Raw genomic sequence first — 12,861 nt, forward strand, 5'->3', positions numbered from 1 at the left:
GGGGTATGCCGTGCGAGGCACCTCAATCGGCAGGAGGGGACTTTCGGCGCCGACCCGCCTGGTCAGCTGCTGCACAGCCCACCCTGCCCGGACAGCTGCAGCTCCTCCGACCGGGCCCGCTTCACCAGCATCGCGACCAGTTGCTCGTCGGACGTGGGCACAGGCTGCCCGGACTCGGCACCGTTGCCAGGCTCCACGGTCTCCAACTCCACAGCGGTATCAGTCACTTGACGTCTCTGCCGTGATCGTCGGATTCGCCGTTGGGGTTGCACACACGGACCCCGCGACGACGGCGAGCGGCTGACGACACCCGTAATCCCTCAACGACCGGCCTCCCCGGCGATCGGTCGATTGACCGTCCGGTTCGCGCGAGTGACCGCACCGGTTTGCACGACCTGCCGTCGGCAGAGCGCGGCAGGCTCGTACATGCCCGCTGCCCGGCCGTCCCCGATCAGTGATGGACGGATGTCGTCGTGGACTGTTGCTCCGTCTCAGCCTGGACGGTGCCTCCGGGGTGGCGCTGCGCGCAGAGGAAACCGACGGCCAGGGCGATGGCCATGCCGTAGAAAACCCACTGGTTGGCCTCGGCGAAGTCCATGCGGATCGTTGGCATCGCGCCCCGCATCGCCGCCGCCGCGCCGCCCCCGGTGGGCTGCCGCGCGTCCGCGTTGCCCGCGATCGCCTCCGCGGCGTCCTGGGCCACGGAGTGCGCGGCGCTCGAGGACAGTCCGCGGGCCGTGAGGCTGTGCACGACGTTGTCGGTCATGGCGTGGTTCAGAAGGGTCCCAAAGACGGCCAGACCGATGCTGGCGGCGTAGTTGCGGACGGTCTGGGTGATGCCGGTGACCTCGCCGTACGTGGCGTCGATGGAGCGATTGACGGCGTCCGTCGAGGCAGGGGCGAGGATGAAGCCGATGCCGGCGCCAGCGAGTGCGGCGTAGGGCCACTGGTCGTGCATGGACAGGTCGGTGAGTTTGCCCGCCCACAGGGCGAAGCCGACGGCGCCGACCACGCAACCTGTTTTCATGGCCGGTCGTGCGCCCTGCTTGTCGAGGATGCGTCCGCCCCACTGGGAGGCGATCGCGAACCCGGCGAAGAAGTACAGCAGGAACAGCGCGGCCTGGTTGGGGGAGGCGCTGAGGGAGACCTGGGCGTAGACGGAGGCGAAGAAGAACAGCGGGACGAACGCCAGCATGGCGAAGAAGAGCACGAGTGAGTCCACCGTGAAGGCACGGTCCCGGAAGACCGCCAGTTTGATCAGCGGATGACGGGTCCTCGTCTCGTAGCGGCAGAACAGGCCCAGCACGGCCAGGCCGCCGATGATGCACCCCCAGGTCGCGGCGCTGTCCCAGCCCCACGCCGACGCCTGCTGGAAGCCGAGCACGCTCAGACCCATACCGGCAGTGATCAGTACGGCGCCCACGACGTCCAGTGTCTCTTCGCGGCGACGGTCCGAGATACGGGCGAGGGCGGTCAGGACCAGGGCGACCACGGCCACCGGGACGTTGACCCAGAAGATCGCGCGCCAGGTCCAGGACGTCAGCCAGCCGCCGAGCAGCGGGCCCAGCGCGGTGAGGGCGCCGGTCAGCCCGAAGAACAGGGCGAGGGCCCGGCCGCGGCGTTGGACGGGGAAGACCGCCACGACCACCGCCAGCGCGGCGGGAAACAGCAGGGCCGCGCCCAGCCCCTGCGCCGCCCGGAAGACGATCAGCCAGGTCAGTGCGTAGTCGCCCTTGGGCACACAGCCGCACAGGACCGAGGAGGCGACGAAGGCCAGGGTGCCGATCACCACGACACGGCGTGGGCCCCACAGGTCGGCGAGGCGTCCGCCCAGAGCGAAGAAGGCGGCCAGGGCCAGCAGATAGGCGTTGACCACCCACCGCATGCCCGACGCGCTCAAATTCAGTTCGTAGACGATGTCGGGTGCCGCGATCGAGACGATCGTCTGGTCGATGAACGTCATGGCCACTGCGAACATCATGGCGGCCAGAGCCAGTGACTGGGACGGCCCGGGGGCGGCGTCAACCGCCGGGCTCCCGACGCGTCGGGTCTTCCTGCCGATCACCCGACCAGGATGCGCCTACGGTGTCGTCGCTGCATCCGATACGTTCCCGACCTGCGGTTTCACTGTTCGCGTACGACGATTGCCTGTACCGCCCGGCTCAGCACCACCACGCCTGCGACGATCAGCAGGGCACCCATCACGGCGGGCGCCAGCCACCAGCCCGTGCGGATCTCCTCGTCGAACAGCACGACGCCGAGCGCGAGGCTCACCGTCGCGTCGCCGATGGTCAGTGCCGGCTGGGACGCGGCCAGGGGGCCGGCCTGCAGGGCGTTCTCCAGCAGGAGCACCGCCCCGACTCCGGCCAGTGCGAAGCCGTAGGTCTGCCAGGAGGTGAGGAAGGCCGCGATGCCGTGGTCGGCGAAGGTGCCTGTCGCGGATTTCAGCAGGGCGGCCGTGACGGCGTTGGCGATCGCGGCGGCGGTTCCCAGGAGAGCGGCCCGCACCGCTGCCGGGCGGCCCTGGCCGGACAGCAGGACGGCGGCGACCATCGCGCCCAGGCAGGGGCCGAGGCCGAGGATCCATCGCTCCAGCGGGGCCTGGTCAGTCGCCCCGTGCGGGGCGGCCGAGGCAAGGACCAGTGCCAGGCCGGCCACCACACCGCTCACCCCCCACCAGCCCCAGGCCGGCAGGCGGCGGTGCATCAGCGGCGCGACGACCATGAGGGCGAAGGGCAGCTCCAGGATGAACAGCGGCTGGACGAGGGCGAGCGGGCCGTTGACCAGGGCCAGGCTCTGGAAGAGCGCGGCGCCGATCACACCGGCCATGCCGATCACCCAGGCGGGCCGGCGGACCAGTTCCCCGAGCAGGCGCAGCCCACGTTTACCGGCGGTGGCGGCCGCCTTGCGCTGGAAGGCCGTCCCCACGGCATTGCTCGCCGCGCCCGCGACGGCGAAGACAGCGGCGAACTCGATCATGCGTCGGCCTCGGCTGGGAGGTACAGGACTCTGTCCGGTTTCCGCTTCAGGTCGTGAGCAGCCCTCAGCCTACGAGCCGGCCCGGGCTCGGGCATGCGGAAGCGTGGGGGACGGGAACGGCCGGTGGCCGGTGACCATGGCCGGCCGATTTCGGGCTCGTGGGCTGTGTCTGCATGGCTGGCGCCAGTGGGGCACTCCGAAGGTATGGGCAAGGCCGCACTGATCGTCATCGACATGATCAACACCTACGATCACGCCGACGCCGAACTGCTGCTGCCCTCCGTGACGGAGGTGGTACCACGAGTGGCTGCGCTGCTGGAGCGGGCGCGCAGCCGCGACGTGCCCGTCATCTACGTCAACGACAACTTCGGCGAATGGCGCTCGCACCACGGCGAACTCCTCGACAAGGCCCTGTCCGGTCCACACGCGGCACTCGTGGAGCCGCTCGCGCCGGACGACCACTCCCTCTTCGTCGTCAAAGCACGCCACTCGGTCTTCTTCGAGACGCCCCTGACCTATCTGCTCTCCCAACAGGGCATCGACCACCTGGTCCTGTGCGGCCAGGTCACCGAACAGTGCATCCTCTACTCGGCGCTGGACGCCCACATCCGCCACTTCGACGTGACCGTCCCCAAGGACGCGGTGGCCCACATCCATGCCGACCTCGCCCAGGCCGCGCTGCGCATGATGGAACGCAACATGGGCGCCCACGTGTGTGACGGCGACGATCTGTGGCGCAGCTGAACACAGGCCGCCCGCCCAGGAGTTGAGGATTCCGATCACGTCTGTGAAGCAGAGTCGGCGCAAAGCCATGCCGACACGTTCCGGAACCGTGACCGTCGTATGACCCTCCGTCGTGGTGAACCACCCTTCCGCTGACCGAGGTTGACGTGCGTTCCCGGGTGACGTGGCGCCCCTTCGACCGCGGAGCAGCGCGCGTTGCGCAGCTCCTCGTGCGGTCGGCGAGCCGCTTGTGTCAGGGGCCGGGGAAGTGCCTGGGGTCGGCGTTCGGTTGATGGCTGAGGTGGAAGGTGCAGAGTGGCTCGGCAGGGGTACTGGGCGCCCCATGGCGATGAACACTGAGTCCCTCAGCCCGTGGCCGATTGCGAGGCAGCTGCGCCGGATGCGGGCCATGTATGCGGCGGGCGTTGCCCTGTGGGCCGCTTCCAGCGCCTGGACGGGATGGGCGGACCCCGGCAGCCGGCCCATGTGGACGTCCCTGCTGCTCCTGGTGGTCTTCACCGGCCTTGTGGTGATGACTAGTTGGTCGCTACGGCGCCTGGAGTCCGCCGATGCGATGCGCCGGCTGCCGAATCCGCGCAGCGGGGGAGCGGCGTCTCGCGACACCCGCGCGCGTGAGTTCCGCCAGTCCGGCGGATCGCTGGCCGAGCCGTACGGTCGGTTCTCCGATTGACGCGCTGACCCGTCATCGCCGGCCATGGCCGCGGCGCGCTCCTGGGTCAGCAGCCCCACCCTCAGCTGGACCGCCCATCGAGGAACTGGCGCCGAGCATGACGGATCTGCAGTCGGTCGCCGACGCACTGAGGGTCGACGGTGCGCTGGCACTCAGTGGTGCGGGCGTCTCCACGGAGTCGGGCATTCCCGACTAACGCCGTGAGGTGGGAGCCTGAGTCGCCACCCGCCCATGCTCTACCAGGACTTCACGTGCCACGCGCGGGCGCGGCGCCGGTACTGGGCGCGCAGTCACCTCGGCTGGCGGGGCTTTGGCCGTGCCTGGCCTGATGCGGGCCACCGGGCGATGGCCGCTCTCGGGCGGCAGGGGCTGCTCTCGGGTGTGATCAGCCAGAACGTGGACGGGCGGCACCAGGCCGCGGGCAGCGAGGGTGTCGTGGCACTCCACGGGAGCCTGGAGCGGGTGGTGTGCCTCGCGTGCGGCGTCTTCACTTGGCGTCGTGAAGTGGCTCGTCGGCTGGAGGAGGCCAATCCGGACTTCGCTCGACGCCCAGGTCGGAGACTTCCAGGTGGTGCCCTGCGCGCGTTCGGTGACTGTCTGCCCTCATCGGGTCGAGCAGTGCCGTGATTGGGCCCCGCGGCGGACTCGCTGCTCGTACTCGGATCCTCGTTTACGGGGATGTCCGGACTGCGGTCCGTACGTCAGGCCGCTGAGGCCGGAAAACCCGTGCTGATCATCAATCGGGACGTGACCCGAGGTGATCGACACGCCGTCGCGCGCATCGAGCTCGAACTGGGACCAGCGCTCACCGCGGTGGCCGACCTGCTGGGCATCTCCGTAGAGGAGGCGGTCAGGGCTGCTTTGAAGGCTCGGGATCTGGTCACACTGGGGATGCGCCGAGCTGCCGTAGCTGCGCGAGGACGTCGACGACGCCCCGGATCTCGGTGATCCGTCCGTCGGCGAAGCGGAAGATGAAGATCTCGTTGTAGGTGACGGTCCTGCCGGTGGGCGCCAGGCCCTGGTACTCACCGCGGTGGGTTCCGGTCACCGTATTCCTGGCGACGACCTTGTCGCCCTGTGCGATCGTCTCCTCGAGCGCGACATGGATGTCGGGATACGCGCGCAGGAGCACCTCCCACACCCGCTTCAGGGCCTCCGCACCCGTCAGGCCCATGGGCACCGGTGCATGGAAGTCCACGTCCGGTGCGACGAACTCGTCGATGGCCTTGGCGATGGTGCCCGGGTCGTGGCCGTTTACGGCGGCGTGGAAGCGGTTGAGCGTAGCTGTGTTGCTCATTTCCCTGGTTGCGGACATCCCGTCTCTCCTCTGCGTAGTGCCGGATGGTGTCTCAGCACTACGACGGAACAGCCGCCGGGAGTGTGACAGGGCGTGCCGGACGGCAGCGGCCGTAACAGGCGGCGCCTGTCGCGCAGCGTGCGGTGGGTTTCGTGTCACGAGGCGGTCCGCGCAGCCGCTTACTCCGAGCCCGAACAGGAACGTCGCCGCACGCTCCAAGACGACCACGGTGACCAGCCCTCGAAGTGAACCTATACCGGCACAGACGACTCCCGGACGCGCGTCGGCATCGCCGCTCACCGATTAGCAGGCGTACCAGGAGTTTCGGCTACGCGCGGCGGTCCTTCGGACATACCCCACGCCCGCTGAACCAGGGCCGCTCCCCTAAGCGCGCGGGCGCAGAAGCGGGCACTGGAGGACCTCGCGGCAGCAGTAGTCCGCACACCACTGGAACGGGATGTCGGCTCCGCTCGCGAGGAGCAACGGATGGGGGCGGCCGCGGTTGCGGAAGGCGACGGATCAGGACCCGCGCACCGAGGTGGGTGAGGGCTCCGGCGGCGGGGAGCGACGCGCCTCCTGAAGCGGGAAGTAGTCTCCCGGCCGCGTCGAGCGCCGCCACACGTACACCGCGATCGCCATCACGAGGATCAGCCCCGCCAGGATGAGCAGTTCGATCCCCTCGACGTTCCACCGGAAGGACTTCTCCGCCTCGGCCGTGACGATGAGCACCCTGCGGATGCCGGCGATCAGGCCGACGACGAGGAACGGCTCCGCGTCGAGGGTCCGGTTCCTGATGGTGAGGCGGACGGTGTGGAGCAGCTCGGCAACGATGAACAGCACAAGGCCGTTGTCCAGGGCGGAGAGAACGACCGTCTCCGCGCGGTACGGCCCCCTGATCGACCTGATGACGTCGTGGACGACCTCGACGGTCAGAAGCCCCGCGAGCAGTACCAGAAGCCCCGCGACGACGAGGTGGATGCCGTCCTCGATGAGCTGCAGGAGGCCCTGCACCCGGCCGCCCTCGATCTTCGGGAGAATGGGTCGCACATTCAGCATGCTAGGGGTCCCCCGGCCCGCAGGCGCGGCGTGCTGCCGAAGGGGCGGACGAGCGGATCCCTCCCTCTGCCGGCAGCCTGGGGAAGCGGCGAGGCGCCACGAAGCCTTCCCAGCTCAACGCGGACACGAATGGCAGGAGCCTGCGGCTCGTCCTGGTCGCCGACCCGGGCCTGCCCTCCGAGATGGGCCGGACCCTCGCCCCCCCCGCGTGGGTGTGAGGGAGGGAGAGCCAGGTCGAATCGAAGGTGGAGTCTCCGTGGGCATCGCCCACGCCTACACCACCACGGACAGGGCGTCCCCGTCCTCGCCGACCGCGCCTACATCGGAGCCGGCCCGTAGGTAACCGCACCCCTCAGACGCCCGCCAGGCCGGAACCTCACGCCAACCCAGCACACCGTCAACCGCGCGCTGTCCGTGGCTCGGGCACCCGTCGAACGCGGCGTCGCACGACTGAAATCGTGGCGGATCTTCCGCAGGTCCCCATGCAGCCCCAATCGAATGTCGTCGATCACCGCGGCCATCCTCACCCTGGAGCGGCAACGCTGAAAAAGCTCCGGGACCCGAAGGTGCTTTCGGATCTGGGTGCTCCGCATCGTCGCCAAGCGTGAGGCTCCGGCCCTGGCAATCGTCAGCGGGCCGGGGGCGGAAATACCGATCGTGGTCGTACCCACCGGAGAGGCCCAGCAGATCGACCACGAGACCCGAACCCTTCTCCGGGGCCCGTGGGGCGCATGCGCGTCTTCCGGCCCGCCTCGTCGCGTTCGTAGGAGAAGTGCGAGAAGGTCGTGACCGGCCGGTACCGCACCACTACCGCACCGCTACCGCTCCTACTGGCCTGGCGCGCAGTGGCGCCGTTCCCGTCCCGTCAGCCCACGTGCGCAGGGCGATGCCGGCGGAAGGCCGCGAATGCATGGGTAGCAGCGTTCCAAGACATGTGTCGGCGGGCTCCGGCAGCCAGGCTGACCTGCTGCCCGGCCCCTCCGGGTATCCGCGGTCAGCGTCGCCCGCCCAGGATGATCTTCCAGACACGCGTTGCCACCTGCAGATTGAGCCGGGTGTCCACCTCCGCCAGGTCGCGGTCGCTGATCTCACGGATGCGCTGCAGCCGGTAGCGCAGGGTGCTGCGGTGGACCGTCAGCGCGGCGGCTGCATCGTCGTAGTTGCCTCCGCAGTCGAAGTAGCGCGAGAGCGTTTCCACCAGCTCCGTGTCGTGCTCTGCGTCGTAGTCGATCAGCTGGCCGAGCCACTCTCGCACGAAGCCTTCGAGCTCCCGGAGATCGTTTCCGGGCCCCAGGATCCGGTACAGCCCGAGGTCGTCGAAGAACGTCGTCCCGCTGCGCTGGCGGGAGTTCTGCCGCACCTCCAGAGCCCGCAATGCCTCCTGGTAGCAGCGTGGAATGCCGTCCGGGGAGTCGCAGCGGGTGCTCACCCCGATAGCTCCGTCGGGCGTCCCGAGCTCATGGGCCAGCGCCGCGTGCATGGCATCGTCGTCGGGCCTTGCCTCGGTCAGCAGGACCATCCGGTCGCCGCGACGAGTGATCAGCGGACGGGTCGTCGTGGTGGCCGTCGCTCGTTCGACGGCCCGGGTGAAGGAGTCGTCTGTGGCGTTGCCCGGCCAGTGCACCACGACTACGTAGTGGGTACGTTGCAGGTCGTGGCCGACGGCTTCGGCCCGGGCGTAGGCGCTCGTCTCGTCAGTGCCCTCCAGCAGGTCGTCGATCAGTTGGCGGCGCAGCCGCAGTTCGACCTCGGTGAGTTCGCGCATGTGCATGAGCTCCTGGGCGAGCGCCCGCTGGGCGTGGTCCAGGGCGAACATAGTGTGCTCGTTGGCCGTCGCCCCGGGGTCCTCGATGGCGAGTACGCCGAGGACGTCGCCGCGCGGGCAGACCAGGGCCATCAGCCGGTCCTTGACTCTGACCGGGCCCGCCTCGCGCGTGACCCGCCGCAGCATCTCTTCCTGGCCGGTCGGGGACGGCACCGGATAGGGGTCGGGTCGGTCGGGACCGGCCCAGGACCTCAGGTTGCCGAACCGGTCCTCGATGAGCGCCGACAGCCCGGTGAGCTCGTACAGCGCTTGGGTGATGGCGTCCTCGCCGCCGCCCCGGGCAGCCACACGGGCGAGGGTCTCGTGCACGGTCTCCTGCAGGTGCAGCTCGGAGCGCATGATGTCCAGCTGCCGCAGTGCGGTGTCCCGTTCGGTGCGGAGTCGGCTCAGTTCGCCGGCGTTGTCGTGCTGCCAGGCGCGCATGGCCGCCAGTGACAGGGCCGCCGAGGTGAGTCCCACGAGGGTCGAGAGGAGGAAGTGCCCTTCCTCATCGGGTCCGGAGCGGGAGGAGACCACGATGTAGCCGAGCAGACCGCCGGCCCCACGCAGGCCGAACGCCCAGTTCCAGGACCGCTCCGGAAGGGATACGGAGCCGTCGGCCTCGCCCAACTCATTCATGCGTGCGTCGTCGACCGTCGGCGCTCCCGCGTCGTGGCCGGGGACGCGGGACAAACCGTCGTCCGTCGCGAGGTATCCGGCCTCGGCGCTGTAGGGACCAAGGGCACTGACATGCCGCATGGCCAGACGCACGATCTCACTCTGCTCCGTGCAGGTGAACAGGGTGCAGGACAGCGCCAGGATCCCGTGTGGATCCAGCACCGCGAGCGGACGGGGGTCGCGCCGTTCGGTGCCCGCGGGGTCGCTCGGGGGGCGAGACACTTCCCGGTCGGAGACGTCAGAGGACAACCTCTGTGACGGACGGCAGGCCATAGATCACTCCGTTCTCCGGTCATCGGAGGCGATCGGGCAAATCGTGGGATCCACGCCTGTGGCCAGCCCCGCGTACCCAGCCTGGGCAAGGTCATCCGACTTGTCGGTATTTGGCCTTGTTCTCGTGGCGTGACCGACTGCCTCGATTTCTGACCTGCCGGGTGCAGGCGGAGCGCGCTGCCCTCTTGCCACTCTGTGCTTGTCAGGGATCGCCGGGTGCACCGGTGGCCGCGGCGGGAAGGACTGGCTGATGATCGAGCAGGCCCGCAGGACCATCGCCTCGTACACGACCTACCAGGAGGCGGAACGCGCCGTCGATCACCTTTCCGATCAGGGTTTCCCCGTCGAGAGGGTGGCCATCATCGGGCAGGATGTGCGCCTGGTCGAGCAGGTGACCGGCCGCATGGGACATGGCGCAGCCGCCCTGCACGGCGCGGCGAGCGGCGCCCTGCCCGGCGCATTGATCGGATGGATCTTCGGGCTGCTGAACTGGCTGGACCCGGTCGTGTCGGGGCTGCTCCTCGCCATGTACGGGCTGGTTTTCGGAGCACTGGTCGGCGCGCTGTTCGGCCTGCTGGTGCACACGGCCCAGCGTGGCCGCCGGGACTTCGCCTCGGTGAGCTTCATGCAGCCCGGCCGGTACGACGTCGTCGCCGACGAGGCGGTCGCCGACGAGGCGGTGCAGCTGCTGGCCGAGCTGCCCAGCGGGACCGGCGCCGGCACAAGCAGCGGGGCTTGGAAGAGCAGCCGCCCGCGGAGCGGTCCCGCCGTCACCTGAGCGATTGCGAAAGACGGGCGCGACTCCGAGGGCGTACGGGGGCCGCCCGTCGCGGAAGGAGTTCCTCATGGCCAAGGCAGTAGGCATCGACCTGGGCACCACGAACTCGGTGATCGCCGTCTGGGAGGGCGGCGAGCCGGCCGTCGTACCCAACAGCGAGGGCAACCGCACGACGCCGTCCGTGGTGGCCTTCACCGACACCGGCGAGCGCCTGGTGGGCCAGCTGGCCCGCCGCCAGGCGATCCTCAACCCCAAGGGCACCATCTACTCGGCCAAGCGGTTCATCGGCCGGCACTTCGACGAGATCTCCGAAGAGGCCAAGGCCGTCGCGTACGACGTGGTCGAGGGAGACGGGGGCGCGGCCCGCTTCAAGGTGCGCGACAAGCTCTACGCGCCGGAGGAGATCAGCGCGCAGGTGCTGCGCAAGCTCGCCGACGACGCCTCCAAGCAGCTGGGAGAGCGGGTCACGGAGGCGGTCATCACGGTGCCTGCCTACTTCAACGACGCCCAGCGCACCGCCACCAAGGACGCCGGACGGATCGCCGGCCTGGAAGTACTGCGGATCATCAACGAGCCGACCGCGGCCGCCCTCGCCTACGGCATGGACAAGAAGCAGCACGAGACGGTGCTCGTCTTCGACCTGGGCGGCGGCACCTTCGACGTCAGCATCCTCGACGTCGGCGACGGCGTGGTGGAGGTACGGTCCACGGCGGGCGACAGCCATCTGGGGGGCGACGACTTCGACCGCAGGCTGGTCGACCAGCTCGCCGACGGCTTCCAGAAGGAGAACGGCATCGATCTGCGCCAGGACCCACAGGCCCTGCAACGCCTGTTCGAGGCCGCCGAGAAGGCCAAGACCGAGCTCAGCTCGGTGACCCAGACGCAGGTCAGTCTGCCGTTCATCACGGCCGACGCCTCCGGGCCCAAACACCTCACCACGACGATCATGCGGTCCACGTTCGAGCAGATCACCGGCGACCTGGTGGAGCGCTGCCTGGGCCCGGTCCGGCAGGCCATGGACGACGCCAAGGTCAGTGACAACGACATCGACGAGGTCATCCTCGTCGGCGGCTCCACCCGCATCCCCGCCGTCCAGGCCCTGGTACGGAGGCTGACCGGCGGCAAGGACCCCAACATGAGCGTCAACCCCGACGAGGTCGTGGCGATGGGCGCCGCGATCCAGGCCGGGGTCCTCAAGGGCGAGGTCAAGGACGTCCTGCTGCTCGACGTCACTCCGCTGTCGCTGGGCGTGGAGACACGCGGCGGCGTGATGACGAAGATCATCGAGCGGAACACCACCATCCCGGTGCGCCGTTCCGAGACCTTCTCCACCGCCGAGGACAACCAGCCCGCCGTCGACGTCGTCGTCCTGCAGGGCGAGCGGGAGAGGGCCGCCGACAACCGGGTCCTGGGTCGCTTCCAGCTCACCGACATCCGCCCCGCGCCGCGCGGAGAGCCGCAGATCGAGGTCATCTTCGACATCGACGCCAACGGCATCCTCAACGTCACCGCACGGGACAAGGACACCGGCAAGGAACAGGGCATCACCATCAGCGAGAGCTCCAACCTCGACCGCACCGAGGTCGAGCGGATGGTCCAGGAGGCCGAACGCAACCGCGGCGAGGACCAGGCCCTGCGCGAGGCGGTCGACGCCCGCAACGAACTGGACGCCATCGCCTACCAGGTCGAAAAGCGCCTCGGCGAGCTGGGCGACGCCGCGCCCGCACACGAGAAGGCCCGCGCCGAGATGCTGGTGGCCGAGGCCCGCGAGGCGGTCAAGAACGAGGTCGGGGCGGACAAGGCCCGGCCGCTGACCTCCGAACTCCAGCAGATCTTCGCGGGGCTCGCTGCCCACCAGGCGGGAGCCGCCGCGGGCGGTCCTGCGGGCACCGGCGCGCCGGACGGATCCGGTCCCGGCGGGGCCGCGCCGGGCGGCGCCGCGGATGACGACGATGTGATCGACGCCGAGTTCGACAAGGGCTGAGGTGCCCGCCATGCCCATCCCACCCCGGGGCCGAGAGCCCGACCCGCCGCCGGAAGGCGCCGTACAGCCGCCGCGCGGGGACCTTGAGCAGCCCGGACCGCCGACTGATGAGGCCGAGCCGGGGCCCGACGCCGCAACCAGCGCCGCCGCACCCGACGACGAATACGCGGCCGCGCTGCGAGAGGCCGAGGACCGCTGGCGCCGCGCCCTGGCCGACCTCGACAACCTGCGCAAACGTCACGTCAGGGAGCTGGAGCGGGTGGCCGCGACCGAACGCGCCCGTACGGCCGCCGCCTTCCTGCCCGTCATCGACAACCTGGAACTCGCCCTGAGCCACGCGGCCGCCGACCCCGGCGCGATCGTCGAGGGTGTCCGGGCCGTGCGCGACCAGGCCGTGAACGTCCTGGAGCGGCTGGGCTACCCGCGCCACGCGGAGAGGGGCGTGTCGTTCGATCCGGCCCGGCACGAGGTGGTCGGCGTGGTCCAGGATCCCGACGCCGATCCGAACACCGTGGTCCAGGTGCTGCGACCCGGTTACGGGGAGGCCGAGCGGCAGCTGCGGCCTGCCGCCGTGACCGTCGCCAAGCGGGAGTGACCG

General features: G+C 69.7%; 11 protein-coding genes and 2 pseudogenes. 7 read left to right on the forward strand and 6 right to left on the reverse strand.

Annotated features, from left to right (window positions below; genetic code table 11):
* Positions 1–62: 62 nt before the first annotated feature.
* The 3 genes from ABZ880_RS26075 to ABZ880_RS26085 all read right to left on the reverse strand — a co-directional run bounded on the left by ABZ880_RS26075 (position 63) and on the right by ABZ880_RS26085 (position 2,979).
* Positions 63–227, reverse strand: a complete 165-nt coding sequence (locus ABZ880_RS26075) for a hypothetical protein (RefSeq protein ID WP_361267161.1) — start codon at positions 225–227, stop codon at positions 63–65.
* 224 nt (positions 228–451) lie between these two features.
* The gene (locus ABZ880_RS26080) at positions 452–1,978 is read right to left on the reverse strand and encodes an MFS transporter (protein ID WP_361267483.1); all 1,527 of its coding nucleotides are present in this window, start codon (positions 1,976–1,978) and stop codon (positions 452–454) included.
* 146 nt (positions 1,979–2,124) lie between these two features.
* The gene (locus ABZ880_RS26085) at positions 2,125–2,979 is read right to left on the reverse strand and encodes a DMT family transporter (protein ID WP_361267163.1); all 855 of its coding nucleotides are present in this window, start codon (positions 2,977–2,979) and stop codon (positions 2,125–2,127) included.
* Between the two features lie 204 nt (positions 2,980–3,183).
* Between ABZ880_RS26085 and ABZ880_RS26090 the strand changes: the two genes are divergently transcribed.
* The 3 genes and pseudogenes from ABZ880_RS26090 (at position 3,184) to ABZ880_RS26100 (ending at position 5,341) form a co-directional block, all read left to right on the forward strand.
* Positions 3,184–3,723 (forward strand): isochorismatase family cysteine hydrolase, encoded by a 540-nt coding sequence (locus ABZ880_RS26090; RefSeq protein ID WP_361267165.1) that lies wholly within the window; start codon positions 3,184–3,186, stop codon positions 3,721–3,723.
* Positions 3,724–4,045: 322 nt separating this feature from the next.
* Positions 4,046–4,393, forward strand: a complete 348-nt coding sequence (locus tag ABZ880_RS26095; protein WP_361267167.1) for a hypothetical protein — start codon at positions 4,046–4,048, stop codon at positions 4,391–4,393.
* Positions 4,394–4,417: 24 nt separating this feature from the next.
* A pseudogene (locus ABZ880_RS26100) lies at positions 4,418–5,341 on the forward strand (Sir2 family NAD-dependent protein deacetylase).
* Here the strand turns inward: ABZ880_RS26100 and ABZ880_RS26105 are convergent.
* Both ABZ880_RS26105 and ABZ880_RS26110 read right to left on the reverse strand, forming a co-directional pair.
* Positions 5,274–5,690: an ester cyclase gene (locus tag ABZ880_RS26105; protein ID WP_361267169.1), complete on the reverse strand. Its 417-nt coding sequence runs from the start codon at positions 5,688–5,690 to the stop codon at positions 5,274–5,276. The pseudogene ABZ880_RS26100 and the gene ABZ880_RS26105 sit on opposite strands and share 68 nt — an antisense overlap.
* 519 nt (positions 5,691–6,209) lie before the next feature.
* The gene (locus tag ABZ880_RS26110) at positions 6,210–6,746 is read right to left on the reverse strand and encodes a phosphate-starvation-inducible PsiE family protein (RefSeq protein ID WP_361267171.1); all 537 of its coding nucleotides are present in this window, start codon (positions 6,744–6,746) and stop codon (positions 6,210–6,212) included.
* 288 nt (positions 6,747–7,034) lie between these two features.
* Between ABZ880_RS26110 and ABZ880_RS26115 the strand changes: the two are divergent.
* Positions 7,035–7,292, forward strand: a pseudogene (locus tag ABZ880_RS26115) (transposase family protein); the annotation flags it as partial.
* A gap of 448 nt (positions 7,293–7,740) precedes the next feature.
* Here the strand turns inward: ABZ880_RS26115 and ABZ880_RS26120 are convergent.
* Positions 7,741–9,450 (reverse strand): helix-turn-helix domain-containing protein, encoded by a 1,710-nt coding sequence (locus tag ABZ880_RS26120; protein ID WP_361267173.1) that lies wholly within the window; start codon positions 9,448–9,450, stop codon positions 7,741–7,743.
* Positions 9,451–9,751: 301 nt separating this feature from the next.
* On the opposite strand from ABZ880_RS26120, the gene ABZ880_RS26125 reads away from it, so the two are divergent.
* The 3 genes from ABZ880_RS26125 (at position 9,752) to grpE (ending at position 12,858) form a co-directional block, all read left to right on the forward strand.
* Positions 9,752–10,279 carry a general stress protein gene (locus tag ABZ880_RS26125; RefSeq protein WP_361267175.1) on the forward strand — a complete coding sequence of 176 codons (528 nt, stop codon included), beginning with the start codon at positions 9,752–9,754 and terminating at the stop codon, positions 10,277–10,279.
* A gap of 67 nt (positions 10,280–10,346) precedes the next feature.
* Complete coding sequence (dnaK, locus tag ABZ880_RS26130) at positions 10,347–12,263, forward strand: molecular chaperone DnaK (RefSeq protein ID WP_361267177.1); 1,917 nt, start codon at positions 10,347–10,349, stop codon at positions 12,261–12,263.
* A gap of 10 nt (positions 12,264–12,273) precedes the next feature.
* A complete protein-coding gene (gene grpE, locus ABZ880_RS26135; RefSeq protein ID WP_361267179.1) occupies positions 12,274–12,858 on the forward strand; it encodes a nucleotide exchange factor GrpE in 585 nt (194 codons plus the stop codon).
* Positions 12,859–12,861 lie beyond the last annotated feature (3 nt).

The sequence above is a fragment of the Streptomyces sp. NPDC047043 genome, assembly GCF_040644055.1.
Lineage (GTDB): Bacteria > Actinomycetota > Actinomycetes > Streptomycetales > Streptomycetaceae > Streptomyces.

Excerpts from the sequence above, each read along its gene's own strand:
- ABZ880_RS26080 (WP_361267483.1), bottom strand. The coding sequence starts at position 1,978 with ATGTTCGCAGTGGCCATGACGTTCATCGACCAGACGATCGTCTCGATC.
- ABZ880_RS26085 (WP_361267163.1), bottom strand. The coding sequence starts at position 2,979 with ATGATCGAGTTCGCCGCTGTCTTCGCCGTCGCGGGCGCGGCGAGCAAT.
- ABZ880_RS26090 (WP_361267165.1), top strand. The coding sequence starts at position 3,184 with ATGGGCAAGGCCGCACTGATCGTCATCGACATGATCAACACCTACGAT.
- ABZ880_RS26095 (WP_361267167.1), top strand. The coding sequence starts at position 4,046 with ATGGCGATGAACACTGAGTCCCTCAGCCCGTGGCCGATTGCGAGGCAG.
- ABZ880_RS26105 (WP_361267169.1), bottom strand. The coding sequence starts at position 5,690 with ATGAGCAACACAGCTACGCTCAACCGCTTCCACGCCGCCGTAAACGGC.
- ABZ880_RS26110 (WP_361267171.1), bottom strand. The coding sequence starts at position 6,746 with ATGCTGAATGTGCGACCCATTCTCCCGAAGATCGAGGGCGGCCGGGTG.
- ABZ880_RS26125 (WP_361267175.1), top strand. The coding sequence starts at position 9,752 with ATGATCGAGCAGGCCCGCAGGACCATCGCCTCGTACACGACCTACCAG.
- dnaK (WP_361267177.1), top strand. The coding sequence starts at position 10,347 with ATGGCCAAGGCAGTAGGCATCGACCTGGGCACCACGAACTCGGTGATC.
- grpE (WP_361267179.1), top strand. The coding sequence starts at position 12,274 with ATGCCCATCCCACCCCGGGGCCGAGAGCCCGACCCGCCGCCGGAAGGC.